The sequence below is a fragment of the Xylanibacter caecicola genome (assembly GCF_013166515.1).
GTDB lineage: Bacteria > Bacteroidota > Bacteroidia > Bacteroidales > Bacteroidaceae > Prevotella > Prevotella caecicola.
The window spans coordinates 41,479-66,763 of the sequence record NZ_JABKKJ010000015.1; the positions used below are offsets into that span (position 1 = coordinate 41,479).

Here is a 25,285-nt window from a genome sequence, read left to right on the forward strand (position 1 = left end):
GTCGTGAAAACAGATTAATTGTACAATCCATGCAACCGTTTACAGTCAAGATATTGGGATGCGGAAGTGCGCTGCCTACACAAAAGCACTACGCTTCCTCGCAGGTTGTGGAACTGCGGGGAAAGACATTTATGATAGACTGTGGTGAGGGTACGCAGGTGCAGTTGCGTCGTGCTCATGTACATTTCAACAAGATTGCCGCCGTGTTCATATCACATCTGCATGGCGATCATTGCTTCGGTCTGTTGGGAATGATTTCCACTCTCGGCATGCTTGGGCGCACGGCTCCGTTGCATGTATATGCTCCGGCAGAGTATGAGCTGCTTTTCACCATGCAACTTGACATGTTCTGTAACCGTATGGACTATAATGTGGTGTTTCACGGAGTTGATACGACCGTGTCGGATACCATATACGACGACCGCAGTCTTACGGTGACGACCGTTCCTCTTAATCACAGGACAAACTGTTGCGGCTTTGTTTTCCGTGAGAAACCGTCGCTTCCGCACATCCGCAGGGATATGACCGACTTCTACGGCATACCGCAATGCTATCTCAACAACATCAAAAACGGTGCAGACTGGACGTTGCCGGACGGCACGGTTGTTCCAAACATCCGTCTTACGGCTCCTGCCGACAAGCCGCGTGCGTATGCCTATTGCTCGGATACAAAGTATATTCCGACGCTGCACGAGCACTTGAAAGGCGTCGATATGCTGTATCATGAAGCCACATACTGCGAGGAAGATATCAAACGCGCAGCGCTTTATTATCACAGTACGGCGCGTCAGGCGGCACAGGTGGCTAAAGACGCCGGTGCTGGCAAACTGATATTGGGGCACTTCTCTGCACGTTACAACAACGAGGAGGTGCTTCTTAAAGAAGCCTGTGATGTTTTTCCAAATACTTTTCTGGCATCGGAGATGAAATTTTTTGACGTTTAGAAATGCTCATTTCCGGTGTTTTGCCATGCGGGAATGATATTTGCCGGCATTCGGAACCGCTGAAAAGCAAAAAAGACTTCTTAAATTTTGTGGGGTCATGACAATTTATTATCTTTGCCAAAGGAAAACTATATGCGATGACAAAGAGATTATTTGCTATAATATTTGCAGTTGCTTTGATGGGGATATGTCCCCTTGCAGGCAATGCCGGTACTGCGGTTGAGATAATCGACAACGATTATCAGAATATAGTCATATCCGTAAAGGGTTCCACACTTCACGTTGTGGGGGCCAACGGACAGGTTCTGCATATATATAATGTGGCAGGTGTCAGGGTGATGACAATAAAAGTTGATGGGGCAGACCGCCGTTACGAGTTGAATTTTCCCAAAGGCTGTTATATTGTCAAGGTAGGAAATACGGCACGGAAGATATCTGTAAAATAGTTTTCTCTCTGTATTTTGTCAAGGTTTGCATATTTTCTTATTTTCTTGTCGGCATGCTTTTCGTCGTGCAAAATTGGTGATGACAACCCGAACAAGGACATAACCGTTGAGGCTTTTTCCGGCTTTAAGGACAATCGTTTATTTATAGACAGCGACAGTATCAGGGCATATATTGCCGACATGATGCGTGCCGACGGTCAGTCGTTGCCGTCTGACAGGTTCGTGCGCAAGTATTATGGGGGCGACAAGCCTTTTATGTGGATAAGTTACGGCGGCATTACGGCGAGTGCCGACACTCTTCTTGAATATCTTGCCGATGTGGATAAAAGCGGTATAAACCCGCGTCTTTTCCGTGCGGAACAGATTGTCGCCGACCTTGAGACCGTAAGAACACTCGACGTTGACGGCGTGTCGCGACCGATAAACCGTATACTTGCACGGCTTGAATATAATCTTACGCGCTCGTATCTGCGGTATGTATCATGCCAGCACTTCGGCTTTCTTAATCCCAACATGCTGTATAACAGGCTTGACACACTGTCAAACGACTCTGCCGGATTGAAATGGAAGAGGCTCTGCGACTTGCGTGTGAAGCGTCCGGACAGCGCTTTTTGTGCAAGGTCGCTTGCTTGTATCGATACGGACAGTATGGGAATTTATATCTCGGGACTTCTTCCCAAGGGTGAACTCTACGGCATGCTTGTAAATCATCTCAACGACGGCAGTCTGACAACAGCCGAACGTATGAAGACATTGTGCAACATAGAGCGTTGCCGGTGGCGGCTTGCCGTCATGCCGGATGACACACGTAAGCATGTGTCGGTGAACATTCCGTCATATAGCCTGCGTGCGGTCGACGGCGACAGTGTGCTCTCAATGCGTGTTTGCTGCGGTGCAAAGAAGACAAAGACGCCGCTGCTTTCAAGTTCGTTGATGCGTATGGATGTCAATCCGCAGTGGATTGTGCCCAAGAGTATAGCTGTGGGATACGTGGGAAGAACCGGATATATGTACTCGCAGGGAATGTTTGTATATGACAAGAAACTCGGAAAACTGCCGCCGGAGGAGGCTTCCTATTCAAAGATAACCCAAGGAGAGCAATATATTGTGCAGGAGGGAGGACCTAAAAACTCGCTCGGACGTATAATATTCCGCTTTGAAAACAACTTTTCCGTGTTTCTTCATGACACGTCGGCACCATGGCTTTTCAAGTCGGCGATGCGTGCCGTAAGTCATGGATGTGTGCGTGTGGAGCGTCCTTACGACCTTGCCGTGTTCATGCTTTCAGACAAGAACAGTTCTTTGGCAGAAAGAATAAAGTATACGATGAGCCTTGATCCTGATGACAAGTCAGGCGGAAAGCCTGTGATTGACAGGAAGAAAAAGATAAACAATGTCAGGATAGACCCGCAGATACCGCTGTTCATAACCTATTATACCGTGTATTACGGCAGTGGCGGAAGGCTTGTTTCCTATGAAGATATTTATGGTTTTGACGATGTGACGGCAGAGCAGCTTCGTCCTTATATCAGGTAGTGACATGGAAGAAAACAAAGACAGCATTATTGTCGGACTGCTTTCGGACAAGAAAAACTACCGCCGTGCTTTTGATATGATAGTCAGGGAGTATGGCGAAAGCCTGTATTGGAAGATACGGCACTTTGTGTTGTATCATGAAGACGCCGACGATGTGCTTCAGAACACTTTTATGAAAGCATGGAAAAACCTTGACAGCTTTCATGGCAAGTCAAAACTTTCGACTTGGCTTTTCAGCATAGCGATAAACGAATCTCTTAACCATGTGGGTAAGAAGAAGCGTGAGGAAGAAGCCATGAGCGGTGTTTCTGTTGCCGAAAAGCTCGTTGCCGATGATTATTTTGACGGCGACAAAGCACAGGCACTGCTGTATGAAGCCGTGTCGCTGTTGCCTGATGTGCAGCGGACGGTGTTCAACCTGCGCTATTTCGACGAGATGAAATACAGTGAGATGAGCCGCATGCTTTCCACTTCGGAAGGCGCTCTTAAAGCGTCATATCACATTGCTGTGAAGAAAATACACGACTATCTTGCGGAAAAAGGCGATTTTGCAGTATAGAAGGATTAAACCTTTTATGGTTTATAATGTCATAGATACAAAGAAAACGACAATGAAAGAAGAAGAACTGTTAAGGCAGGCTGTGGGTGATAAACAGCCTTTCAAGGTGCCCGAAGGATATTTTGACAGCCTTTCCGGGCGTATTACGGAGGCTCTTCCTGCGTGCGAGGTGCGCCTGACGTCAGGCACTGCAAACAGGAAAAGACGTCTGCGCCTGCTTGCCGCAGCCGCATGTATGTGCGGTGTTCTGTGCGTAGGCTCGGCATATTACATGTCTCGTGATGCCGGTGCAGTGGCGGATGCCACGAACGTTAAGTCACAATATATGTATAATGAAGACACATATATTGAAGAAGTGGCAGACTACGCCATGCTGGATAATCAGGATCTGTATTCTTATCTGTCGGGTGAATAAATACTGTTATTATGAAAAAGATTACATTTATATTGGTTTTGATGATTTGTGCGGTATGCGTAAATGCAAGGAACGGCAATTTCAATCCGCAGCAGTTCCATGCCGAGTTGCAGAAATTCATCACCAAAGAGGCAAGGCTTACGCCTAAAGAGGCTGCCAGGTTCTTTCCTTTATATACCGAACTGCACAAAAAGAAACGTGCACTTTTCGATAAGATGAAGACTTACAGGCATTCAAAGCCGGCTACGGACGAAGAATGCAAGAGAGTGATACAAAAGACCGACGAGCTTGACCTGCAGATAAAGGAGCTTGAGCGCCAGTATCACAATAAGTTTATGAAGATACTTCCGGCAGGAAAGGTGTATGATGTGTTGAAGGCAGAGCACCGTTTCCACCATCAGGCACTGAAGAAAGCAGGGAACAGACCCGGTAAAAAGAGGAGATAAAAAGACGCTCCTGCCCGGCGTATCACTACGCAGGCAGGAGCTTATACCTTAAAAACCTATTGAATGATTAACCTTAATGTAATTTACCAAATATAATTAACCTTAATTTGTTTATGCCAACATTCGCGCCATGTAGCGTCTGATTTCCTTGCGTGCAAGTCCCAACCTGTTTTCAGCACTCTTGTAGTTTATATCCAGAGTATCCGATATTTCGGAAATCTTAAGTCCGCCGTATATACTCATTCTGTATATCACCTGTTGCTTGTCTGCCAATCTGGCAATTCCGCGTTCAAGCACTTCCGCTATGTCATTAATCGAATATACCGACATGTAGTTGTTGCGTTCCTGCAACATCCGGCATGCGATGTAGTGTTCGTATTCGTCCACCGACTTGCGGTGGCGCCAATAGTCGTATATCATGTTCCGTGCTATTGTATATACAAGGTTGGGCAGTGTGACGACGGTAATCATCTTGTCGGTGTTCAATAGTCTCATAAAGACATTCTGTACAATATCCTCCGCCTCTTCATTATTAAGGATGCGGCTGCTTACAAAAGCCACCAGTTCTTCATAATGACAGGTGTAGAAGTCTGCAATGACAGTAAAATCAGGTTTTAAGTTTTCCATGTCTTGTATGGATGTTTTTCAGTTTGTTAAGCATCGCAAAGATACTGAATTTTCCGAATAGGAGGTTTATAGAAATGCAATAATTTATACGCTCTGCACTATTTTCATACTTTTTTGATAACAATTCATATACGGAAATGCCGTTTTATGCCATTTCCGGTGTCTTTGTTTTTTGGCACATTATTTGCATAATGGCATTGTAGACATTATAAATAAAACAATAAAACTATGCAGAAAGGTAATATCGGGGTTACGACCGAGAACATTTTCCCCGTAATAAAAAAGTTCTTGTATTCTGATCATGAGATATTTCTCCGCGAGATGGTGAGCAACGCAGTGGATGCAACGCAGAAGATGAAGACGCTTGCCGACAAGGGAGAGTTCAAGGGAGAGCTTGGCGATCTGACGGTGCGCATATCTCTCGATGCCGACAAGGGTACGCTTACGATAAACGATCACGGTATCGGAATGACCGAAGACGAGATAAACAGGTATATCAATCAGATTGCATTCTCCGGTGTAAACGACTTCCTTGACAAATATAAGGACAACGCAAGCTCTATAATAGGACACTTCGGATTGGGCTTCTACAGTTCGTTCATGGTAAGCAAGAAAGTAGAGATTGTGACAAAGAGCTATAAAGAGGGCGCACAGGCAGTGAAGTGGAGCTGCGACGGAAGTCCCGAATTTGAGATAGACAATGCCGAAAGGGCTGAGCACGGTTCTGACATTATATTATATATAGACGATGACTGCAAGGAGTTTCTTGAGAAAGCACGTATAGAAACGCTGCTTAACAAGTATTGCAAGTTCATGCCTGTTGCCGTGGCATTTGGCAAGAAGACCGAGTGGAAGGACGGCAAGCAGGTGGAAACAGCCGAAGATAACATTATAAATAAGGTGGAACCGCTGTGGACAAAGACACCGAGCACGCTTAAGGACGAGGACTATAAGAGTTTCTATCGCGAACTGTATCCCATGCAGGACGAGCCTTTGTTCTGGATACACCTTAACGTGGACTATCCGTTCAACCTCACGGGAATACTCTATTTCCCGCGCGTGCAGTCCAATCTCGACCTGCAGCGCAACAAGATACAGCTGTATTGCAACCAGGTGTTTGTCACAGATCAGGTGGAAGGCATCGTGCCGGACTTCCTTACACTTCTGCATGGTGTGATAGACTCGCCCGACATTCCGCTGAATGTAAGCAGAAGTTACCTGCAGAGCGACCGCGACGTAAAGAAGATATCGACATATATAACAAAGAAAGTGGCTGACCGTCTTAACGGAATATTCAAGGAAAACCGCAAGGACTATGAGGAGAAGTGGGACAATCTGAAGATTTTCATCAACTACGGAATGCTGTCTCAGGAAGATTTCTACGACCGTGCGAAGGACTTTGCGCTGATGAAGGACGTTGACGGCAAGTATTTCACGTTTGATGAATACAGACAACTCATAAAAGACGGACAGACAGACAAGGACGGACAGCTTGTATATCTCTATGCCACGGACCGCGAAGAGCAGTACTCGTATATAGAGGCTGCAAAGGCAAAGGGCTACAGCGTGCTGTTGCTCGACGGGCAATTGGATGTTCACGTCGTTTCAATGCTGGAGCAGAAACTGGAGAAGAGCCGCTTTACACGTGTAGACTCTGACATCGTGGAGCGTCTCATCGTGAAGGAAGATGCGCCGAAGCAGGAACTTGGCAAGGACGAGTGTGACAATTTGTCACTCGTGTTCCGCTCTCAGATGCCTGCCATCGACAAGGCTAACTTCAACGTGGAGGTGCAGGCACTGGGCGAAACGGCACAGCCCATCGTTATTACCCAAAGCGAATATATGCGTCGTATGAAGGAAATGAGCCGCCTGCAGAGCGGTATGGAGTTCTATTCGCAGATGCCGGACAGCTACAGCCTGGTGCTTAACAGCAGCCATGAGCTTATAAAGAGCGTGCTGAAAGACGAAGAGAACGCATGTGCGGAGGCTCTTAAACCCATCGACAGCGAGATAAAGGGACTTAAAGCGCGCAGGGATGCACTCAACCAGTCGCAGAAAGACAAGAAGCCCGAGGAGATAAGTCAGGAGGAAAAGGACGACTTGCAGGCTACGGAGAAGGCGATAACGGAGCAGAACGAGAAGAGAGAGACGGTGCTGAAAGACTATGCCAAGGGCAATGACATCGTGCATCAGCTTATAGACCTTGCCCTGTTGCAGAACGGAATGCTGAAGGGTGCGGCTCTCGATACGTTCATAAAGCGTTCAGTGTCACTGATTAAATAAATAAGTGTTACGGCTTGTGCCGTACTTATATATATTTAACTTGCATAAGATACAGGAAAAGATGCGGTGATATTTTTGTATTTAAAGAATATCTTAGTATCTTTGCATAAAGAAAAGTCGTTCCTGTATTCTTATGCAAGTTTTATTTTGCATGACGTGCAGCGACACTTTTAAGGCATAGACATTGGAGCGTATCGGTTAGATTGGGATACTCATCAAATTAAAACAGAAAACCGAGAAGACTTCTTTTGCTGATGGCGGGCCACAATATCATAAAGGTATAGCTGTAAAGCCGGTGGATTACAAAGGCGAAGAGCTCTCAAATCATATAATACTCGGAGTTTCATCGCATCACCGGTACGTTCCATTTTTTTATTCTCTGCCGTGTTGACAATACTTTGATGATACTTATCCGGGCTTAGCCCCGTAAATTATAAACACCATAAATATAAATCATAATGTTTTCCGGAATTGTAGAAGAAATGGCAACCGTCGTTTCGATGAAAAGAAACGGCGAGAATGTGGATATTACGCTTGAATGTAGGTTTGCCGACGAACTTAAAATAGACCAGAGCGTGAGCCATAACGGCGTATGTCTGACGGTTGTGGACATAAAGGACGGCAGATATACGGTTACGGCAATGAAAGAGACGCTGCGCTGCTCAAATCTCGGGCAGCTTGAAGAGGGCAGTCGTGTAAATGTAGAGCGTTCGATGATGATGAACGGACGGCTTGACGGGCACATCGTGCAGGGACATGTGGATCGTACGGCACGTTGCATAGACATTGAAGATGCGGACGGAAGCAGTTATTTCACGTTCAAGTATGACTACGACAAGGCTATGGCGGAGCGCGGATACTTCACGGTTGACAAGGGAAGCGTCACCGTAAACGGCGTGTCTCTTACCGTATGCAATCCCACGGAGAGCACGTTCAAGGTTGCAATAATACCATATACAATGGAGCATACCAACTTCTGTGACATAAAGTGCGGAACGGTTGTGAACATCGAGTTTGATATTTTAGGCAAATATATAGCGCGTTTGAGCAGCTTGAAGTGATTTTATAAGGAGATAGGGGAAGATAAATAAGGAGATAAAGGGGAGATAAAGGACAAATGTTTTGTGATAAACAACAAGGCATACGTCCTTTATCTCCCCTTTATCTTCCTGTATATCTCCCCTTATCTTCTTGTAAAGAAATAACAGTATGCAATGTATATGCTTGAAATACATGACATAATGTCACGTAAAAAACATCGTTCTGTTTTGTTGAAAGAGATGTTAAAGAATGTTTAGACTGCCGTTTCATAGTGGAATTTTGCATGAAAACGATGCTAAGTATGCCGTTTTTGAGTGGAAAGTGGCGCACTTTGCATTCATAAGTGGCACACTTACGGGTGCTAAATGCGTACATTAACGACCCAAAATGGCATACTTTACGGTAGAAAACGGCGTTTTTAAGGTCTTATTTCTCTTGTTTTATTGCACATATTAGCAATAATGTTTGTAATAATCTGATGCACAATGACTTGTGGTTGCACATAAATACGTGAGGAATTTGCGGCAAGAGATAAATTATTTTCAAGAACCCCGCTTATTTGGGGCTTGCGTAATGTCATAAAGAAAGGAATATTGCGCAAATGATGACATTGTGATATATGGTGAAGCGAGCCACCTTATAAGCCGCCGATGCTGCTGTTTGACGGCGTTAATGGAAATCTATAAAAAGCGTGCATACAATATATAAAGGCGGAAAGCGTTATATACAAGATGGAACGGAAAATATTTCTTACGATAATCATAATATTTGCGTGCATTACAGGGCTTAATGCACAGTCGTTTACCCTACAGGGAAAGGTGATGGACGAGGAGATGAACCCTCTCGAGCTTGCCACTGTCGCTGTGGTCAAGCAGGGAAAGATCGCCATGACCAATCTTAAAGGAGAGTTCTCCATACAGTTGCACTCGGCAGACAGTGTGGTCGTGAGGTTCTCCATGGTGGGTTACAAGACCAAGACACGAGTTTTGCGCAGACCCAAAGGCAGACAGACACTCCAGATACAACTGTACAGCGACAATCAGTTGGGAGAAGTGATGGTGGTAGAGCGGAAGCGTCAGACCGGAACTACGGAACAGCTTGACATAAAGAACGCCAAGAGCACGCCGTCGGCAACAGGAAACGCCGTTGAAGAGCTTATACAGTCGCAGGCGGGAGTGTCAACGCACAGCGAGTTGTCATCACAATACAATGTCCGTGGAGGTAGCTTCGACGAGAACAGTGTATATATAAATAATGTGGAGATATACCGTCCGTTCCTTGTCCGCAGCGGTCAGCAGGAAGGATTGTCCATAATAAACCCCGATATGGTGGAGTCGATAGGTTTCTCTACGGGCGGTTTCGAGGCAAAATACGGCGACAAGATGTCCTCGGCGCTGGACATTACGTACAAGACACCCAAGAAGTTCGAAGCCAATGTTGCGGCAAGTCTTCTCGGCGCAAGTGCATACGTGGGTTTCAGCACGAAGAAGTTTTCATGGAGCAACGGCATAAGATACAAGACAAACCGCTATCTTCTCGGTTCGCTCGACACGAAAGGAGAGTACAATCCCAACTTCCTCGACTATCAGACATTCCTGAGATACAGTCCCAACAAGCGTTGGACGATAGACTTTATCGGCGACATATCGGACAATCACTACAACTTTACGCCCGAAGACCGTGAGACAAAGTTCGGTACGATGGAAAACGTAAAGTCGTTCCGTGTCTATTTCGACGGTAAGGAGAAAGACCTTTTCCGCACGTTCTTCGGCACGTTGAGCGTCACACGCAACTTCGGAGAGAAGACGAAACTGTCGCTTATAGCCTCGGCATTCAAGACCGACGAGCAGGAGAAGTATGACATACAGGGGCAGTATTGGCTTACACAGACCGAGACAAGCGAGAATCTCGGTGTGGGAACCTACATGGAGCATGCCCGCAACTATCTCAAGGCAACGGTAAAAAGCGTGAAACTTGCCCTTAGCCATAAGACCAAAAGACATAACATCCTTGCCGGACTGACATATAAAATGGAGCATATAGCGGAGAAGAGCAAGGAGTATGAGATGCGCGACTCGAGCGGTTACAACATTCCGCATACGGGCGAGAACCTTAATCTCATCTACACGCTGAGTGCAAGAAACACGCTCGACGCCAACCGCTTTGAGACATACGTACAGGATACGTACAAGTTCAGCAGCAAGGGCGAGCACACTTTCTTCACGCTGAACTACGGTATACGTTTCAGCCACTGGAACTTCAACCGTGAGAGCATCGTCAGTCCGCGCGTTTCGCTTGGCATTGTACCGGCGTTCAATCACGACATGACGATACGTCTTGCGGCAGGACTGTATTATCAGGCGCCGTTCTTCAAGGAGTTGCGCGACACATCTACGGTGGACGGGGTGACATACGCAAGGCTGAACGACAAGATAAAGAGCCAGCGTTCCATTCATTTCATTGCAGGAATGGACTACCGTTTCAAGGTGAACTCGCGCCCGTTCAAGTTCACGGCAGAGGCATATTACAAGGCTCTGTCCAATCTTGTGCCTTACAGCGTGAACAATGTGAAGGTGGTTTACGACGCAAGCGAGCAGTGCAGCGGACACATCGCGGGAGTCGATGTGAAGCTTTACGGCGAGTTTGTGCCCGGTACCGACTCGTGGGTGAGCCTGTCTGTGATGAATACCAAGATGAACCTTCGCGGAAAAAGCATCCCCATGCCTTCGGACCAGCGTTATTCGCTGAACCTTTTCTTCACGGACTATTTCCCCGGCACGGACAAATGGAAGATGTCTCTCAAACTTGCCTTCGCCGACGGTCTGCCTTTCGGTCCTCCACACCGCAGTCTCGACGTGCAGCCGTTCCGTGCGCCGGCATACAAGCGTGCCGACATAGGTATGAGTTACCGTCTGTTGAACAACGAAAAGCGCGAACGCAAGTCCGTGTTCAAGAACATCTGGCTCGGTGCAGACTGCCTTAACCTTCTCGGCATAAACAATGTCAACTCGTATTACTGGATAACCGACGTTACAAACCACCAGTATGCCGTGCCGAACTATCTGACGGGAAGACAGATAAACGCCAAGGTGCTTGTGGAGTTCTGACACTTTTATAGGCGGCAGCATACCGTTTCATGCAAGGTAGTGGGCAGGTTGCTAAAAACAAATAAAATATTTGTGCATTGGAATAAAATATGTAACTTTGCATAAATTATAATAATATATACGTACTATATGAAAATTTCACACATCGAACATTTGGGAATAGCTGTTCCCAGCATTGAAGAGGCTTTGCCTTATTTCAAGGAAATATTGGGTCTGGACTGTTATGCAGTGGAGGAAGTAGCCGACCAGAAGGTGAAGACTGCTTTCCTTAAGTGCGGAGAAGTGAAGATCGAACTGCTCGAACCGACATCTCCGGACAGTACAATACAGAAGTGGCTGGACAAAGGCAACCACGGTGTTCACCACGTAGCATTCTGTGTAGAAGACGGAGTGGCAAATGCACTGGCAGAGTGCGACGGCAAGGGTGTGCGTCTTATAGACAAAGCACCGCGCAAAGGTGCGGAGAACCTTAACATAGCATTCTTGCATCCGAAATCTACATGCGGCATTCTTACAGAGCTTTGCGAGCATTAAATAAGATAAAAGAACAAGAAAAAGACAATACATAATCATAATAGTTATGAGCAAGCAATTAGAAAAAATCAAAGAGCTTATCGCCAAACGTGAACAGGCACGTCTCGGTGGCGGAGAAAAAGCCATCGACAAGCAGCATGCACGTGGCAAATATACAGCCCGCGAGCGTATAGACATGCTTCTCGATGAAGGCAGTTTCGAGGAAGTTGATATGTTCAAACTGCACCGTTGTACAAACTTCGGTATGGAAAAGAAGCAGTTCCTCGGTGATGGTGTAGTTGCCGGAAGCGGTACGATAGACGGTCGTCTTGTATATATCTTTGCACAGGACTTCACCGTAAACGGAGGTTCGCTTTCTGAAACGATGGCACAGAAAATCTGCAAGGTCATGGATATGGCTATGAAGATGGGTGCTCCGGTGATAGGTATCAACGACTCGGGTGGCGCACGTATACAGGAAGGTATCTGCGCGCTTGCAGGATATGCCGAGATTTTTGAGCGCAACATACTTGCTTCGGGCGTAATTCCGCAGATCAGCGGTATATTCGGACCGTGTGCCGGTGGCGCTGTTTACTCTCCGGCGTTGACAGACTTTACTCTTATGATGGAGAACACTTCGTACATGTTCCTCACCGGACCGAAGGTTGTCAAGACCGTTACAGGTGAAGATATCGACCAGGAGCATCTTGGTGGTGCGAGTGTTCACTCGACAAAGAGCGGTGTGACGCATTTCACGGCATCGACAGAAGAGGAAGCAATGGAGATGATAAAGACTCTGATGAGCTATATTCCGTCGAACAACATGGAGGAAACTCCGCGTAAGGAATGCGATGACCCTATAAACCGTATGGAAGATCTCCTGAACGAGATAATTCCGGAAGACCCGAACATGGCATACGACATGTACAAGGTTATAGGTGCCATCACCGATAACGGCGAGTTCTTCGAGGTACAGCCTAAGTTTGCAAAGAACATCATCGTAGGTTTTGCCCGCTTCAACGGTCAGAGTGTCGGTATTGTTGCAAACCAGCCTTCGTGCTATGCCGGTGTGCTTGACGTTAATGCAAGCCGCAAGGGAGCACGTTTCGTTCGTTTCTGCGATGCGTTCAACATACCTATCGTAAGTCTTGTGGATGTTCCGGGCTTCCTGCCGGGCACGGGTCAGGAGTACAATGCTGTAATCCTGCACGGTGCCAAGCTGCTTTACGCTTACGGCGAGGCTACAGTGCCAAAGGTTACCGTTACACTGCGTAAGAGCTATGGCGGAAGTCATATCGTGATGGGATGCAAGCAGTTGCGTACGGATGTAAACTATGCATGGCCCTCTGCCGAGATTGCCGTAATGGGAGCAAGCGGAGCCGTAGCCGTGCTTAGTGCAAAGGAGGCAAAAGAGCAGGAAGACCCCAAGGCTTTCCTTGCAAAGAAAGAGGAAGAATATACCGAAATGTTTGCCAATCCGTATCAGGCAGCCAAGTATGGCTATATAGATGATGTCATCGAACCGCGGAACACACGTTTCCGTATCTGTCGCGCATTGGCACAGCTTGCTACGAAGCGTGACGGTCTGCCTGCAAAGAAGCACGGTAATATTCCTATGTAAAATATGGTATCCGGTGTCGGGCGTCCATTCCGGACGCCCTGCAGGGATGCTGTTTAACAATATTAAGTATGGGAAAGATTAACAATGAAGTGTATGCAGCCATTGCCTTGGCAATGCACGAGTTTAAGGGAAACAACGTACACGACAAGGAGTCCGGAGTCATTACGATAAAGAACAGACGTTCTGACTGGGAGTCGCACATGCTTAAAATGACGGACAGTCCTAAATAAAAGCCCAAGATATGAAAGATTATAAATATACAATCAACGGAAATAAATATGAAGTTGCCATAGGCGACATCGTTGATAACATTGCCGATGTTACTGTAAACGGTGAAGTGTTCAAGGTGGAAATGGAAAAAGAACCGGAACCTGAAAAGAAAAAAGTTGTGGTAAAGCCGGTGGCACAGCCTGCCGCTCCGGTCAATACAAACAATCCGAGAGCGAACATGAGCAATGCTCTCAAGTCTCCACTTCCGGGTATTATCACTGAGATAAAAGTGAATGTCGGCGACGATGTTAAAGCCGGAGATACTGTTGTTGTGCTTGAGGCAATGAAAATGGCTAATAATCTTGAAGCGGAAAAGGGCGGAAAGGTTACTTCTATATTGGTACAGGAGGGTGAAAGTGTAATGGAAGACACTCCTCTGGTGGTGATTGAATAAATAATGTTAGAACAAAAGTCCGGAAGACTTTATAATAAAGGTCTGCAAGTTTGATTATAACTGCAGACCTTTTATTTTGTATGGCGGTTTGTTTTGCCGTGTTCTTATTTTACAATTTTGTTGTTTTCAGGAAACACCACTGTCGGTTTGAAAGTATTTGCCTCTTCAAAATCCATAAGTGCATAGGCGATTATTATGACTGTGTCGCCGACAACGCACTTGCGTGCCGCCGCACCGTTAAGGCAGATACAACCGCTTCCGCGTTCACCTTTTATTATATACGTCTCAATACGTTCACCGTTGTTGTTGTTTACAATCTGAACTTTTTCTCCTGCAATGAGGTTTGCCGCATCCATCAAGTCTTCATCGATCGTGATGCTTCCCATATAGTTGAGATTAGCTTCCGTTATCTTGACGCAATGGAGCTTGCTTTTCAGAACTTCAATCATCATAGTTGTATTGTTTTGCCCTTTTTAAGGGGATAATACTAATATTCTTTATATTTGATATGGTCGATAAGGCGCACCGGTTTCTTTCCGCAATATACAGTGATACATCCTACAATGTAGTTGGAATCCTCCCACTTTTCGATGTCTTGCAGGGTGTTTCCGTCTACGATGGAGAAATATTCGACCTCCAGTCCGTCTGTCGCATTAATCTGAGACACGACCTGATTGTGAGTATCCTTAAGGCTGTGGGTCTTTGCAAACTCTATACTTTCATTAAGATATTTGAATATATTGGGCGCGATGGCTCTTTCTTCCGGAGCAAGCAGCGTGTTTCTCGAAGAAAGTGCAAGCCCGTCGCTTTCCCTTATTATGGGGCATTCGACGATGTCTATGTTCAGTTTGAGGCGTTTTACCATAGCCTTTACTACAGCTATCTGTTGCCAGTCTTTTTCTCCGAAATATGCACGTTGCGGACGAGTGATATAAAACAAACGGCTTACAACCTGACATACACCGTTGAAATGCCCCGGTCTGTGCTTGCCTTCCATAACGGTAGATACCGGCGGAAACTCAAACTGACGCTTGTCCGGTGTAGGGTACATCTCTTCTGCTGTCGGTGCAAAGACATAGTCCGCACCGTTCTTTTCCAGTAAGTCACAGTCTTTCTCCAATGTACGCGGATATGTAGCCAAGTCGTTGGGGTTGTTGAACTGTGTGGGATTAAGAAAAACAGAAACGACAGTTATGTCATTTTCTTTCACGCTGCGCCTTACAAGCGAGGCGTGTCCCTCATGTAATGCGCCCATAGTGGGAACAAGACCTATGGATTGTTTCTTTTTACGTGCTTCAAACAGCTCGTTTTGCAAATCAACAATTTTACGAAAAACTTTCATTATTCTTGATTTTGACGTCTTAATTTCAATTAAGGGTGCAAAATAACAACATTTTTCTTAAATGAGAAAGAATATCTTTAAAAAGATATCTGCAATCCTGTACATTTCCGTAAATAAAGTAAAAAGTTGTCTTCTTTACAAAGTTTTTTTGTATCTTTGCAGAGTTTAAATATTTACTATCATGACGGCAAAGAAAGTTTTATTTATCAATCAAGAGATAGTTCCCTATGTTCCTGAAAGCGAATTGTCGCACATGGGAAGATATCTTCCCCAAAGTATACAAGAAAAAGGATATGAAATAAGGACTTTCATGCCTAAATGGGGTAACATCAATGAGCGTCGCGGGCAGCTTCATGAAGTAATACGCCTGTCGCGCATGATGCTTATCATAGACGAGACGGATCATCCGCTGATTATAAAGGTTGCGTCCATACCTGCAACACGGATACAAGTCTATTTTATAGACAATGATGATTATTTTACAAAAAGGTTGATGGCAGAGGATGAGAACGGTGTGGAGTATACGGACAATGGAGAGCGTGCCGTGTTTTTTGCAAGAGGCGTGCTGGAGACAGTAAAGAAACTTCGTTGGGCACCGGATATCATACACTGCCAAGGTTGGATGAGTTCGATAATTCCTCTTTATATAAAGACAGCTTACCATGACGAACCGTCGTTTGCAAATGCAAAGATTGTTACTTCGTTGTTTGGTAACGAACTGAAAAACGGATTGGGCGACAATTTCAAACAATGTCTTGAATACAAGAATGTCTCGGCAAAATTGTTGGAAACGTATAACGACAACTTCGACTTTGTTGAATTGAGCAAGCTGGCAGTGGACTATTCGGACGGAGTGGTGGAGGCTGCACGCGGGATAAATCCTGATATCCTCAATCATGTTGAGAACAGTGGACTTCCCTTGTTGAGATATTCCGAGGGAGATGATCTCGCAGAAAGATATGATGAGTTTTATGACCGGATATTTGACACGGAAGATTAAATCAATAGTTTTATAGGTATTTTAAAACAAAGATTGGAATATTCAATGAAAGTAAGATTTTTTATTGTTGTTGCATTCCTTGCACTTGTGTTCTCGGCATGTGACGACACGACTGATACTATAGGTAATTCTCTTACGGACGGCATGGATCGTCTTAATATCTCAACCGGTATATTCCCTGTGCAGACAGCTTCATATAAGTCAGGTGCAGTATTGTCGAGAAACACAGTAGGATATTTGGGCAAGATACGTGATAATGAGACCGGTTCATACGTTACAGGCGATTTTATGGCTCAGTTTGCCACGCTTGAAGATTATTCTCTTTTACCCTACGACAGTATTTCCAGTTATGTGATAAGTACTGATGAGCATGGAAATGAGGTAAAGGAAGTGATTGCCGATTCGTGTGTCATAGAGTTGTTTTATGATGACTTTTGGGGAGACTCTCTTGCAACGATGAAGTTGACTGCTTATGAAATGGCAAAGCCAATGGAAGAGGGAGTGAAATATTATTCGGATTTTGACCCGATAAAAGAGGGATATATCAGGAGTAATACCGATAATGGAATAAAAGTAGGTAAGGTTTATACATTATCGGATCAGACTGTAGACAGCGATACACGCAATGACGACAGTTATATGCCGAGTATAAAGATAAATCTGAACAAACCGTATACAGACAAAGACGGGAAGACTTATAATAATTATGGTACATATCTGATGCGTAAGTATTATGAGAATCCGGATAATTTCAGAAATTCGTATAATTTTATCCACAATGTTTGTCCCGGCTTCTATTTTAAACTTGATGACGGACTTGGTTCAATGGCTTATGTTAATATAAGCAGGTTGAGCTTGTTTTTCAGGAGCAGGGTATGGTATACAGAGAAAGACGAGACGACAAAGGAGGAAGTAAAGAAAGTTAAGGATGTTGTTTATTCGTCATCGTTCTTGGGTACGGAAGAGGTATTGCAGACAACAAATATAACCAATGACAATCAGACCATAGACCGTCTTGTCGCAGATGAGAGTTGTACTTACCTTAAAACTCCTGCCGGTATATTTACGGAAATGACATTGCCGGTAGACGAGATTATGAAAAATCATGAGAATGACACAATAAATATTGCCAAAGTGACACTTACCCGTTTCAACAATAACGGGTATGACAATAAGTATGAACTGTCAACTCCGTCAAAGTTGTTGATGATACCGTTGGATAGCCTTGAAACGTTCTTTGGAAAAGAAAAGATTGCGGACAACAGAACATCGTTTGTGGCATCGGAGTCTAAACTGAAGAATACTTATACCTTTAATAACGTTTCAGGTATGATAACATACATGGCTGGACTTAAAAAAGCACATGCCGGTAACAGTTCTGATTGGATTAGTAAGCATCCGAATTGGAATAAGGTTGTCTTGGTACCGGTGACTGTTACAACGAATGAGATGAACGATCAGATTGTGAAGATAGTCCATGATATGAGCATTACAAGTGCGAAACTTGTAAGAGGTAAAGGTGACGGAGAAGACAATCCTGTCCAGATAAGTGTTGTTTACAGCAAGTTCAATGATAAAAGATAATGGCTGATAATTATCTGGAGCGCCGTCAGGAGGATTATGAAAGGCGCAAGGCAAGGTGGAATTTAAAGAAGAAGCATATCGTACAGGTGCAGAGGAATGTGGAGAAACCTGAAGATGAAGCTTTATGAGATATTGCATATATGTCCGGGATGTTGTATTTGATAATCTGTTCCGACGACAGAAAATCATAAAATAAAACATGGAACAACGGTTCTGTCAGATCTGAAACGCTGGAAAAAATAAATGAACAGTATGAGAAATGAAATTTTATATATCCTTTTACCAGACTATGCAGCACATGAAGTCGTATATCTTTCACAGGCAATAGCTTCTGATGAGTATGCACTGAAAGAGAAACCGAAATATGTAAATAAGGTTGTAGCTCCGACAATGGAGCCGATAAAATCTATAGGTGGTTTTAAGACTCAGCCTGATTATTCGTTGGACACGATGCCGGATGATTATGGAGCGTTGGTACTTATCGGCGGCTTCGGTTGGAGTACGCCTGTTTCGGAAAAGGTTGTACCTGTTGTCAGACATGCAATAGAGAATGGTAAAATAGTAGGTGCAATCTGCAATGCTGCCTCATTCATGGCAAAGCATGGATTTCTCAACTCTGTAAAGCATACCGGCAATGGCTTGGAACAATTGAAATTGTGGGGTGGTGACAATTATATCAATTCCGGGGAATATATCCATGCCCAGGCGGTAAGTGACAATAATGTTGTTACAGCAAATGGATCGGCGACGCTTGAATTTGCAAAAGAGTTGTTATTGCTCCTTGAAAACGATACGCCCGAGCGTATTGAGATGTATTATCGTTTTAATAAGCTGGGCTTTTGTAGCTTGTTTCCGAAATAAATTTTGTATAGGATAAGTCATAGGAGAGACGTTCTATGCTTTTAAAATACCGGCAATCAGAATTTGAATATAACAAAATCAATACGATATATTTAAGTTCCGGTTTTTCTATATATCAGATGAAATCTGCATGGTTGGGATTTTTTGTTGCAGTTTCTTGAATAATTTCTTAAAATAGTTTAGGCGACTTCTATTGTTTAATTGGTTGAATAAAAACCAATGAAAATATGAAATAAGCAAAGGTTTTCGAAAAATTGCATTACCTTTGCAGATGTTTTTAAATATAATAAAATGGTATTTAAGAAGAAAAGGAGATGGCATGCATTGTCCGGTCAGCCTCTTTCGGAAATGGATAAGAGGATTATGGCTCTTGAGAACAAAGGAAAGCTTGTACCTACAAGAGACCTGATAAAGACTGATGAGCAGATTGCAGGCATACGCAGAAGCGGTGTTGTCAATACCGGAGTTCTTGATGAGGTGGAGAAGCACATTTGTGCAGGTATGACAACGTTGGAGATTGACAAGATATGTTATGACTATTGTACCGGTCATGGTGCGACACCGGCATGTCTCAATTACGAAGGATTTCCCAAAAGCGTTTGTACAAGCATTAACGAAGTTGTATGTCATGGCATACCGAAGGAAGAGGATGTGTTACAGGAAGGCGATATTGTCAATGTCGACTTTACAACGATATTGGACGGATATTATGCCGATGCTTCACGTATGTTTATTATCGGTAAAACAACTCCGGAGAAAGAACAGCTTGTGCGTGTTGCCAAAGAGTGTCTTGAGATTGGAGCCGAGGCAGCAAAGCCATATTGTTTTGTTGGAGATATCGGACATGCCATACAAAAACATGCCGATAAATACCATTATGGTATTGTGCGTGACCTTTGCGGTCATGGCGTCGGTCTGAAGTTCCATGAAGAGCCGGAAGTGTTGCACTACGGTCATCGTGGAACAGGCATGGTTCTTGTTCCGGGAATGGTCTTTACAATAGAACCGATGGTTAATATGGGCACATGGCAGGTTTTTGTTGATGCTGACGATAAATATGGATGGGAAGTGATTACCGGCGATGAGTTGCCCAGTGCGCAGTGGGAACATACTTTCCTTATGACAGAACACGGTGTTGAGATATTGACAAGATAGTTTGTTATGGACATCAAGGATGTATATATATTAGGTATAGAGAGTAGTTGTGATGACACTTCGGCAGCGGTGCTGTGCAACGGGGTGTTGTTAAGCAATGTAACGGCGTCGCAGGATGTGCATCGTGATTATGGTGGTGTCGTTCCGGAATTGGCTTCGCGTGCTCATCAGCAGAATGTCCTGCCTGTTATAGATCAGGCAATAAAGCGTGCCGGAATATCAAAAGAGCAGTTGAGTGCCATTGCTTTTACACGTGGTCCGGGGCTGATGGGGTCTCTTCTTGTCGGTGTCAGTTTTGCCAAAGGGCTTGCAAGTTCTTTGTCAATACCGTTGATAGACGTCAATCACTTGCAGGGACACGTCATGGCACATTTTATAAAGGAAGAAGGAGAGGAAAAAGCAGTACCTCCGTTCCCGTTCCTTTGCTTGCTTGTAAGTGGCGGAAACTCTCAGATAGTCAAGGTTAATGCCTATAACGATATGGAGGTATTAGGGCAGACTATCGACGATGCAGCCGGTGAGGCGATAGACAAATGTTCTAAAGTAATGGGACTCGGATACCCAGGTGGTCCTATTATAGACCGGTTGGCACGCAAAGGCAATCCGCATGCCTTTTCTTTTGCCGAGCCGCATATCCCCGGACTTGACTATAGTTTCAGCGGTCTTAAGACATCTTTCCTTTACAGTCTGCGCGATTGTGTAAAGGATAATCCTGATTTTGTGGAGCAGAACAAAGAAGATCTTGCCGCCAGTCTTGAATATACTGTAGTGGATATTTTGATGAAGAAACTGAAACTGGCTGTAAAGCAGACTCGTATAAAGCATGTGGCAGTGGCAGGCGGTGTAAGTGCTAACAATGGTTTGCGTAATGCTTTTCATGAATATGCCGGAAAATATGGCTGGACGATATATATACCTAAGTTCGGCTATACAACAGACAATGCGGCAATGATTGGTATTGTCGGATATTATAAATATCTCGATGGCGATTTCTGTTCGATAGACAAGCCCGCATTTTCAAAAGTAACATTTCAATAAATATAAATATGGGATTTGAAAGTAAAATATTAAGTAGAGAAATAAGTCAGATTATTTGGGAACGTAATAAGACCGTAGGGACTGCCGAGAGCTGTACCGGTGGGCGTATTGCCGAGTCTCTCATATCAATGCCCGGAGCATCAGGCTATTTTAAGGGTAGTATCGTTGCTTATGTTGATGAAATAAAGGAACGTCTGCTGGGAGTGGATGCTACATTGTTGGCTGAGAAAACTGCTGTAAGTGAAGAGGTGGCGATAGAGATGGTTAAAGGTGCCATAAAGGCTTTGGATGTAGACTATGCTATCGCTGTTACCGGGTATGCCGGACCGGGCGGTGGAACCCACGATACGCCGGTAGGTACAATATGGTTGGCATGCGGTACTGAGGACAATATTACTACAATTAAACTTGAAGAAGACCTTGGCAGAGACTTGAATATATTTAATGCAACACATCATGCCTTGCAAATGTTTCTTCAGTTCTTGCATGACACGGAAGAAGTGAAAATAGAAGAGTAGGGGAGTTTTATAGGATTTCGCCGCGGTCATTGGATAAAATAAGCTAATAACCGCGGTGTTACCTTTATTCATCGTTACCTGTATCTCCATCCTGCTCCGACCTGAATTCAAATGTCAATTCGGATGCCGGTATATTACATTCCATGAACAAGCCGTTAAGGATGCTTATTTTTGTTGCTGTACTATTATCAGTCCAAACATACAGACCTGTAGCGAGCTTGCGTCTCCACGATTCCGGCGTGGTATAAAAACCATTTTTCTCATTCGCACAAAGCCATTCAACTGTAGAACGCTTTTCAAGCAATATGTGACCACATACTTGTATCAGCATTTCTTTCCATGTATTGACAGGATAACGGACTCCATGAAGAATGTACGCCTGCAACTTTTTACCGGTAAACTCGAAATCTTCGTCATCAAGAGAAGCCGATTCTGTCTCCGGTTTTGTCTCTTTAAAGTTTGATGCAGGCTTCGGCCATAGCTTCATGAATACGTTAAGAAGCTCTTGCTGCCGTTCTTTCAGTTCTGTCTCAGTCCATTGTTCGCAACCTTTCACATAGTTATTCAGGCGAAAAGCACTTTCCTTAAATCCCTTTTCCATATCCCTCTTCTCGGCAAATGTTAGATTGCTATATTGCGAATTATACCCTGTTAAAGTAATGTTTGCCATTGTGTGCAGATATTGCTGATGCACACGTTCCCAATCATCGCCTAAAGCTCTCTTCCATTTGTCCGACAATGTCTGTGGCATGATATGTTCAATGGTAATATTCTTTTCGGTCAGTTCCTTAACAACATCGTGCCTCTCGTTATTGTCACGGTTCTCCATACGTTCCAGAATGAACATGCGCTGATTAACAGGCATCTTATAAACCTGACGTGTTGTAAAATCGCCTGCAATCTCTTCGTCAGACGGGAAAACCGAAGAACGTCCTTTCTTCAATAACACATAAACAAGCACATCTATGTAGGCAGCCGTTCCGTCAGACTTACTGATGTGATTCAAAATGTCGCGATGAAGCGTGGCAAACACTTTGTTCAATACGTTTGATGGCAGATTGCAGATAATCCTACGTGCCCAATAAGCCTCTATTACATCTATCACACGATATATTTCATCCTCCGACATTCCTACTTTTGATGTATAATCGAAGAAAGCCATAAAGAAAGGATAAGCAATATTCGAGTCTAATGTGCGCAACTGATTTAGTTTTCTGTTCAACTTTTCACTGCCTATATGTGCACAGTCTATCTGATTGTAAATGCAGGCATAGCGATACATGTCCTCAAGCAAGACTGCCCGGTCTGTTCCAAGCGATTCGGCATACTCCTTGAATATGAAGTATATCTTGTCTATACGACCAATCTTGCCTTGCTTCATCGTAAGATAATCACGCACGAAGGAAGACGGGTCGTATTTTGTTTTCTCCTCTATCGGGTTCCAGAAACGTGTATAAAGGTCGTCTTGTTCGGTCGGTGTCAAAGACATCAAAAGATAGTTGCGTATTTTGTCCGCTTCGCTAAGATCTAGTCCCGTAGAGTTCAAACTCTCGAATATCAACTGAGGGTCGTCGTCTTCATCCAGACGTATGTTGATAACCTCCAGTTTCTTGATTGTATCAAACAGTTCATCAACAGTCAGCCCGCAATGAATGACTTTATCATAGAAGAATTCATAGTTGCGAGTAACGTTCGACTCCTTGATATACTGTTCTTTAGGTCGATACAACAAGGTATCAAATGCCTGCATATCCTTTTTAATAGGCTTCAGCTTCACTTTCCGCTCGTCCTCTTGATACTCGTCCACGAGATAACGTTTGAATATCTTCTCCGCAAGTTTTGTATCTGTGGCATCTATCAATCCATTGTTCTTTGCGTTGACCATGGCTATGAGCATCAACGAAACGGTAGTAATTCGCTGCTGACCATCGATGATATAACGGTCTTCTGTACCCGACCGGATACTTGACACTATACTGCCAAAGAAATGATTCTTACGGTTACTCTGATGCAATTTCATCAAATCTTGAAACAATTGTTCGCAGTTTTCTTCTTTCCAATCGTAATTGCGTTGATACAGCGGAATGATGAATCTCTTGTCGGATCCATCAAAGAATTTTATGAGCGGTTGAGCGTCGCCTTTCATGATTTAAAATACTGATTTTATGTAATTGATTAGTTTTATATTCTTATATAATATGCTCCAACCGCTAATGAGGAGTTTTCAAAACACGCCCACTCTTAAAAACGTGCTTGGAGAGTGCGTGCTCTGAAAGAGAATTACCATTCATGTACGATTATGTTGCATATCCTTATTTTAACATTTGTAATGTGTACAAAAATAAACAATTTTTACTATAAGCAAGAAACACTCTCTGACTTTTTACAAAAGAAACTTCATTTTGATTGTATTTCCTTTAAGTATGCCTGCTGGCATTAACTTATCTCGAACTCATGTCTAAACTCTAATTCACGTTGATCTAATATTTTTTTATTCCTCTCCAACTCCGCCCTCATATCCCCCCTCCATTTATACCCCTTGAAAATCAATATTTTACCTTTTTCTCTCCCAAAGAACACCTTTTATGCTCTAAAAGACGTCCTTTCAGCCTCCAGTATGCCACCTCTTAGACCCCGAAACATCACCTTCTGCATTCCAGCCCTTTCCGTTCCCACGCCATTCCTCCAATAGTCATTACCCGTGTAGGGCTGTACCCCGGTGCAGCCGAATCCCCGTTTGCCTGCATTTTATTTATCGGCTGCACCATGTTACATCCCTACAGATAATGAGCACATTTTATGTAGAAGCAAAAGCAATAGTGACAGTTCACCATGTTACAGTTCTACGAATACCGAGCACCAGTTGAGCCAATCCTAAAAAATCCGTACCAGAAAACTAAATAAAGCCGTTGACCCAACGAAAAAACCATACGTATGTACAACAAGAACCAACAAGAGTATTGTCTTCTATCTCGCTCTGTCTTCTTTTATCTCCCCTTATTTCCTTTAAAGCTTTCCCTCTCTCTTCTTCCCCCCCTCATTCTCGCCTCCCTTTTAATATTAATATATAATAATGTGTCCCCTTTCATGTCTTATTGATATTTATCAATTCTTCAAAGAAAATCGTATATTTTGTGAAAAAAGTTTTATAAAAGCTTGCAAGTAATGTAAAAACTCAGTACTTTTGCATCCGCTTTTGAGGCTTACGCCTTTTGGAGCGAATAGAGAAAGAGTTCTTTGAAAGAGATTTACATAAACAGACAGAAGTAGTACAAGAGCGGGTGCTTCGCCCTGCCGCAAGACAGAAGCGCAAGCACTCGGGTTATGATACGAACCGTTCAATTCCCGACGCCGTTGAACGCGGTGTCGGACAACATTGAAGGAAACGTCCCGAGCACAGACAATTTACTTTTCCGGAACTCTCCCATAAAGAGACAACGGAAGATAAAAATAAAGAGATTTTACAATGTAGAGTTTGATCCTGGCTCAGGATGAACGCTAGCTACAGGCTTAACACATGCAAGTCGCGGGGCAGCATGATTTTTCCCTCGGGAAAGATTGATGGCGACCGGCGCACGGGTGAGT

General features: G+C 44.1%; 24 protein-coding genes and 1 rRNA gene. 21 read left to right on the forward strand and 4 right to left on the reverse strand.

Translation table 11 applies throughout. From position 1 onward, the window contains the following. Positions 1–29: 29 nt before the first annotated feature. The 6 genes from HPS54_RS09125 (at position 30) to HPS54_RS09150 (ending at position 4,346) form a co-directional block, all read left to right on the forward strand. Positions 30–944 carry a ribonuclease Z gene (locus tag HPS54_RS09125; protein ID WP_172345139.1) on the forward strand — a complete coding sequence of 305 codons (915 nt, stop codon included), beginning with the start codon at positions 30–32 and terminating at the stop codon, positions 942–944. A 137-nt stretch (positions 945–1,081) separates the two neighbouring features. Beyond that, entirely contained in the window at positions 1,082–1,390 is a 309-nt protein-coding gene (locus HPS54_RS09130; RefSeq protein WP_172345140.1) for a T9SS type A sorting domain-containing protein, read from the forward strand. Positions 1,391–1,435: 45 nt separating this feature from the next. Continuing rightward, on the forward strand, positions 1,436–2,926 hold the full coding sequence (locus HPS54_RS09135) for a L,D-transpeptidase family protein (protein WP_216653064.1): 1,491 nt from the start codon (positions 1,436–1,438) through the stop codon (positions 2,924–2,926). Positions 2,927–2,930: 4 nt separating this feature from the next. Beyond that, complete coding sequence (locus tag HPS54_RS09140; protein WP_172345142.1) at positions 2,931–3,485, forward strand: RNA polymerase sigma factor; 555 nt, start codon at positions 2,931–2,933, stop codon at positions 3,483–3,485. Between the two features lie 52 nt (positions 3,486–3,537). After that, complete coding sequence (locus HPS54_RS09145; protein ID WP_172345143.1) at positions 3,538–3,900, forward strand: hypothetical protein; 363 nt, start codon at positions 3,538–3,540, stop codon at positions 3,898–3,900. A gap of 11 nt (positions 3,901–3,911) precedes the next feature. Then, entirely contained in the window at positions 3,912–4,346 is a 435-nt protein-coding gene (locus tag HPS54_RS09150; protein WP_172345144.1) for a hypothetical protein, read from the forward strand. A 111-nt stretch (positions 4,347–4,457) separates the two neighbouring features. On the opposite strand, the gene HPS54_RS09155 is transcribed toward HPS54_RS09150, so the two are convergent. Further along, positions 4,458–4,973 (reverse strand): RNA polymerase sigma factor, encoded by a 516-nt coding sequence (locus tag HPS54_RS09155; protein WP_172345145.1) that lies wholly within the window; start codon positions 4,971–4,973, stop codon positions 4,458–4,460. A 228-nt stretch (positions 4,974–5,201) separates the two neighbouring features. On the opposite strand from HPS54_RS09155, the gene htpG reads away from it, so the two are divergent. From htpG to HPS54_RS09190, 7 genes are all read left to right on the forward strand, one after another. After that, positions 5,202–7,256 (forward strand): molecular chaperone HtpG, encoded by a 2,055-nt coding sequence (gene htpG, locus HPS54_RS09160; RefSeq protein ID WP_172345146.1) that lies wholly within the window; start codon positions 5,202–5,204, stop codon positions 7,254–7,256. Between the two features lie 458 nt (positions 7,257–7,714). Further along, positions 7,715–8,317: a riboflavin synthase gene (locus tag HPS54_RS09165; RefSeq protein WP_172345147.1), complete on the forward strand. Its 603-nt coding sequence runs from the start codon at positions 7,715–7,717 to the stop codon at positions 8,315–8,317. Between the two features lie 711 nt (positions 8,318–9,028). Further along, positions 9,029–11,404 carry a TonB-dependent receptor gene (locus tag HPS54_RS09170; RefSeq protein ID WP_172345148.1) on the forward strand — a complete coding sequence of 792 codons (2,376 nt, stop codon included), beginning with the start codon at positions 9,029–9,031 and terminating at the stop codon, positions 11,402–11,404. Positions 11,405–11,533: 129 nt separating this feature from the next. Beyond that, the gene (mce, locus tag HPS54_RS09175) at positions 11,534–11,938 is read left to right on the forward strand and encodes a methylmalonyl-CoA epimerase (protein ID WP_172345149.1); all 405 of its coding nucleotides are present in this window, start codon (positions 11,534–11,536) and stop codon (positions 11,936–11,938) included. A gap of 46 nt (positions 11,939–11,984) precedes the next feature. Next, a complete protein-coding gene (locus HPS54_RS09180) occupies positions 11,985–13,538 on the forward strand; it encodes an acyl-CoA carboxylase subunit beta (protein WP_172345150.1) in 1,554 nt (517 codons plus the stop codon). A 68-nt stretch (positions 13,539–13,606) separates the two neighbouring features. Further along, the gene (locus tag HPS54_RS09185) at positions 13,607–13,768 is read left to right on the forward strand and encodes a hypothetical protein (protein ID WP_172345151.1); all 162 of its coding nucleotides are present in this window, start codon (positions 13,607–13,609) and stop codon (positions 13,766–13,768) included. A gap of 11 nt (positions 13,769–13,779) precedes the next feature. Next, positions 13,780–14,202, forward strand: a complete 423-nt coding sequence (locus HPS54_RS09190) for a biotin/lipoyl-containing protein (protein ID WP_172345152.1) — start codon at positions 13,780–13,782, stop codon at positions 14,200–14,202. Positions 14,203–14,306: 104 nt separating this feature from the next. On the opposite strand, the gene panD is transcribed toward HPS54_RS09190, so the two are convergent. Together panD and panC are read right to left on the reverse strand one after the other, a co-directional pair. Then, the gene (panD, locus tag HPS54_RS09195; protein WP_172345153.1) at positions 14,307–14,654 is read right to left on the reverse strand and encodes an aspartate 1-decarboxylase; all 348 of its coding nucleotides are present in this window, start codon (positions 14,652–14,654) and stop codon (positions 14,307–14,309) included. A 35-nt stretch (positions 14,655–14,689) separates the two neighbouring features. Further along, positions 14,690–15,544: a pantoate--beta-alanine ligase gene (panC, locus tag HPS54_RS09200; protein ID WP_172345154.1), complete on the reverse strand. Its 855-nt coding sequence runs from the start codon at positions 15,542–15,544 to the stop codon at positions 14,690–14,692. A 181-nt stretch (positions 15,545–15,725) separates the two neighbouring features. On the opposite strand from panC, the gene HPS54_RS09205 reads away from it, so the two are divergent. The 7 genes from HPS54_RS09205 (at position 15,726) to HPS54_RS09235 (ending at position 21,700) form a co-directional block, all read left to right on the forward strand. Beyond that, a complete protein-coding gene (locus tag HPS54_RS09205) occupies positions 15,726–16,544 on the forward strand; it encodes a glycogen/starch synthase (protein ID WP_172345155.1) in 819 nt (272 codons plus the stop codon). A 45-nt stretch (positions 16,545–16,589) separates the two neighbouring features. Further along, complete coding sequence (locus HPS54_RS09210) at positions 16,590–18,128, forward strand: DUF4270 domain-containing protein (protein WP_172345156.1); 1,539 nt, start codon at positions 16,590–16,592, stop codon at positions 18,126–18,128. Next, positions 18,128–18,256 carry a dehydrogenase gene (locus HPS54_RS09215; protein WP_172345157.1) on the forward strand — a complete coding sequence of 43 codons (129 nt, stop codon included), beginning with the start codon at positions 18,128–18,130 and terminating at the stop codon, positions 18,254–18,256. Before HPS54_RS09210 ends, HPS54_RS09215 begins: the two co-directional genes overlap by 1 nt. 124 nt (positions 18,257–18,380) lie before the next feature. Then, positions 18,381–18,989, forward strand: a complete 609-nt coding sequence (locus tag HPS54_RS09220) for a DJ-1/PfpI family protein (RefSeq protein WP_172345158.1) — start codon at positions 18,381–18,383, stop codon at positions 18,987–18,989. A gap of 291 nt (positions 18,990–19,280) precedes the next feature. Then, positions 19,281–20,144: a type I methionyl aminopeptidase gene (map, locus tag HPS54_RS09225; protein ID WP_172345159.1), complete on the forward strand. Its 864-nt coding sequence runs from the start codon at positions 19,281–19,283 to the stop codon at positions 20,142–20,144. Positions 20,145–20,150: 6 nt separating this feature from the next. Continuing rightward, complete coding sequence (gene tsaD / locus HPS54_RS09230) at positions 20,151–21,182, forward strand: tRNA (adenosine(37)-N6)-threonylcarbamoyltransferase complex transferase subunit TsaD (RefSeq protein WP_172345160.1); 1,032 nt, start codon at positions 20,151–20,153, stop codon at positions 21,180–21,182. Positions 21,183–21,190: 8 nt separating this feature from the next. Further along, a complete protein-coding gene (locus tag HPS54_RS09235; protein ID WP_172345161.1) occupies positions 21,191–21,700 on the forward strand; it encodes a CinA family protein in 510 nt (169 codons plus the stop codon). Positions 21,701–21,764: 64 nt separating this feature from the next. Here the strand turns inward: HPS54_RS09235 and HPS54_RS09240 are convergent, their stop codons facing one another. Further along, positions 21,765–23,846: a DUF262 domain-containing protein gene (locus tag HPS54_RS09240; protein WP_172345162.1), complete on the reverse strand. Its 2,082-nt coding sequence runs from the start codon at positions 23,844–23,846 to the stop codon at positions 21,765–21,767. Positions 23,847–25,163: 1,317 nt separating this feature from the next. Here HPS54_RS09240 and HPS54_RS09245 point away from each other — a divergent pair. Further along, positions 25,164–25,285 (forward strand): 16S ribosomal RNA (locus HPS54_RS09245); the annotation flags it as partial.

Bases quoted from the DNA above. Each gene is read 5' to 3' on its own strand.
- HPS54_RS09125 (WP_172345139.1), top strand. From the start codon at position 30: ATGCAACCGTTTACAGTCAAGATATTGGGATGCGGAAGTGCGCTGCCT.
- HPS54_RS09130 (WP_172345140.1), top strand. From the start codon at position 1,082: ATGACAAAGAGATTATTTGCTATAATATTTGCAGTTGCTTTGATGGGG.
- HPS54_RS09140 (WP_172345142.1), top strand. From the start codon at position 2,931: ATGGAAGAAAACAAAGACAGCATTATTGTCGGACTGCTTTCGGACAAG.
- HPS54_RS09145 (WP_172345143.1), top strand. From the start codon at position 3,538: ATGAAAGAAGAAGAACTGTTAAGGCAGGCTGTGGGTGATAAACAGCCT.
- HPS54_RS09150 (WP_172345144.1), top strand. From the start codon at position 3,912: ATGAAAAAGATTACATTTATATTGGTTTTGATGATTTGTGCGGTATGC.
- HPS54_RS09155 (WP_172345145.1), bottom strand. From the start codon at position 4,973: ATGGAAAACTTAAAACCTGATTTTACTGTCATTGCAGACTTCTACACC.
- htpG (WP_172345146.1), top strand. From the start codon at position 5,202: ATGCAGAAAGGTAATATCGGGGTTACGACCGAGAACATTTTCCCCGTA.
- HPS54_RS09165 (WP_172345147.1), top strand. From the start codon at position 7,715: ATGTTTTCCGGAATTGTAGAAGAAATGGCAACCGTCGTTTCGATGAAA.
- HPS54_RS09170 (WP_172345148.1), top strand. From the start codon at position 9,029: ATGGAACGGAAAATATTTCTTACGATAATCATAATATTTGCGTGCATT.
- mce (WP_172345149.1), top strand. From the start codon at position 11,534: ATGAAAATTTCACACATCGAACATTTGGGAATAGCTGTTCCCAGCATT.
- HPS54_RS09180 (WP_172345150.1), top strand. From the start codon at position 11,985: ATGAGCAAGCAATTAGAAAAAATCAAAGAGCTTATCGCCAAACGTGAA.
- HPS54_RS09185 (WP_172345151.1), top strand. From the start codon at position 13,607: ATGGGAAAGATTAACAATGAAGTGTATGCAGCCATTGCCTTGGCAATG.
- HPS54_RS09190 (WP_172345152.1), top strand. From the start codon at position 13,780: ATGAAAGATTATAAATATACAATCAACGGAAATAAATATGAAGTTGCC.
- panD (WP_172345153.1), bottom strand. From the start codon at position 14,654: ATGATGATTGAAGTTCTGAAAAGCAAGCTCCATTGCGTCAAGATAACG.
- panC (WP_172345154.1), bottom strand. From the start codon at position 15,544: ATGAAAGTTTTTCGTAAAATTGTTGATTTGCAAAACGAGCTGTTTGAA.
- HPS54_RS09205 (WP_172345155.1), top strand. From the start codon at position 15,726: ATGACGGCAAAGAAAGTTTTATTTATCAATCAAGAGATAGTTCCCTAT.
- HPS54_RS09210 (WP_172345156.1), top strand. From the start codon at position 16,590: ATGAAAGTAAGATTTTTTATTGTTGTTGCATTCCTTGCACTTGTGTTC.
- HPS54_RS09215 (WP_172345157.1), top strand. From the start codon at position 18,128: ATGGCTGATAATTATCTGGAGCGCCGTCAGGAGGATTATGAAAGGCGC.
- HPS54_RS09220 (WP_172345158.1), top strand. From the start codon at position 18,381: ATGAGAAATGAAATTTTATATATCCTTTTACCAGACTATGCAGCACAT.
- map (WP_172345159.1), top strand. From the start codon at position 19,281: ATGGTATTTAAGAAGAAAAGGAGATGGCATGCATTGTCCGGTCAGCCT.
- tsaD (WP_172345160.1), top strand. From the start codon at position 20,151: ATGGACATCAAGGATGTATATATATTAGGTATAGAGAGTAGTTGTGAT.
- HPS54_RS09235 (WP_172345161.1), top strand. From the start codon at position 21,191: ATGGGATTTGAAAGTAAAATATTAAGTAGAGAAATAAGTCAGATTATT.
- HPS54_RS09240 (WP_172345162.1), bottom strand. From the start codon at position 23,846: ATGAAAGGCGACGCTCAACCGCTCATAAAATTCTTTGATGGATCCGAC.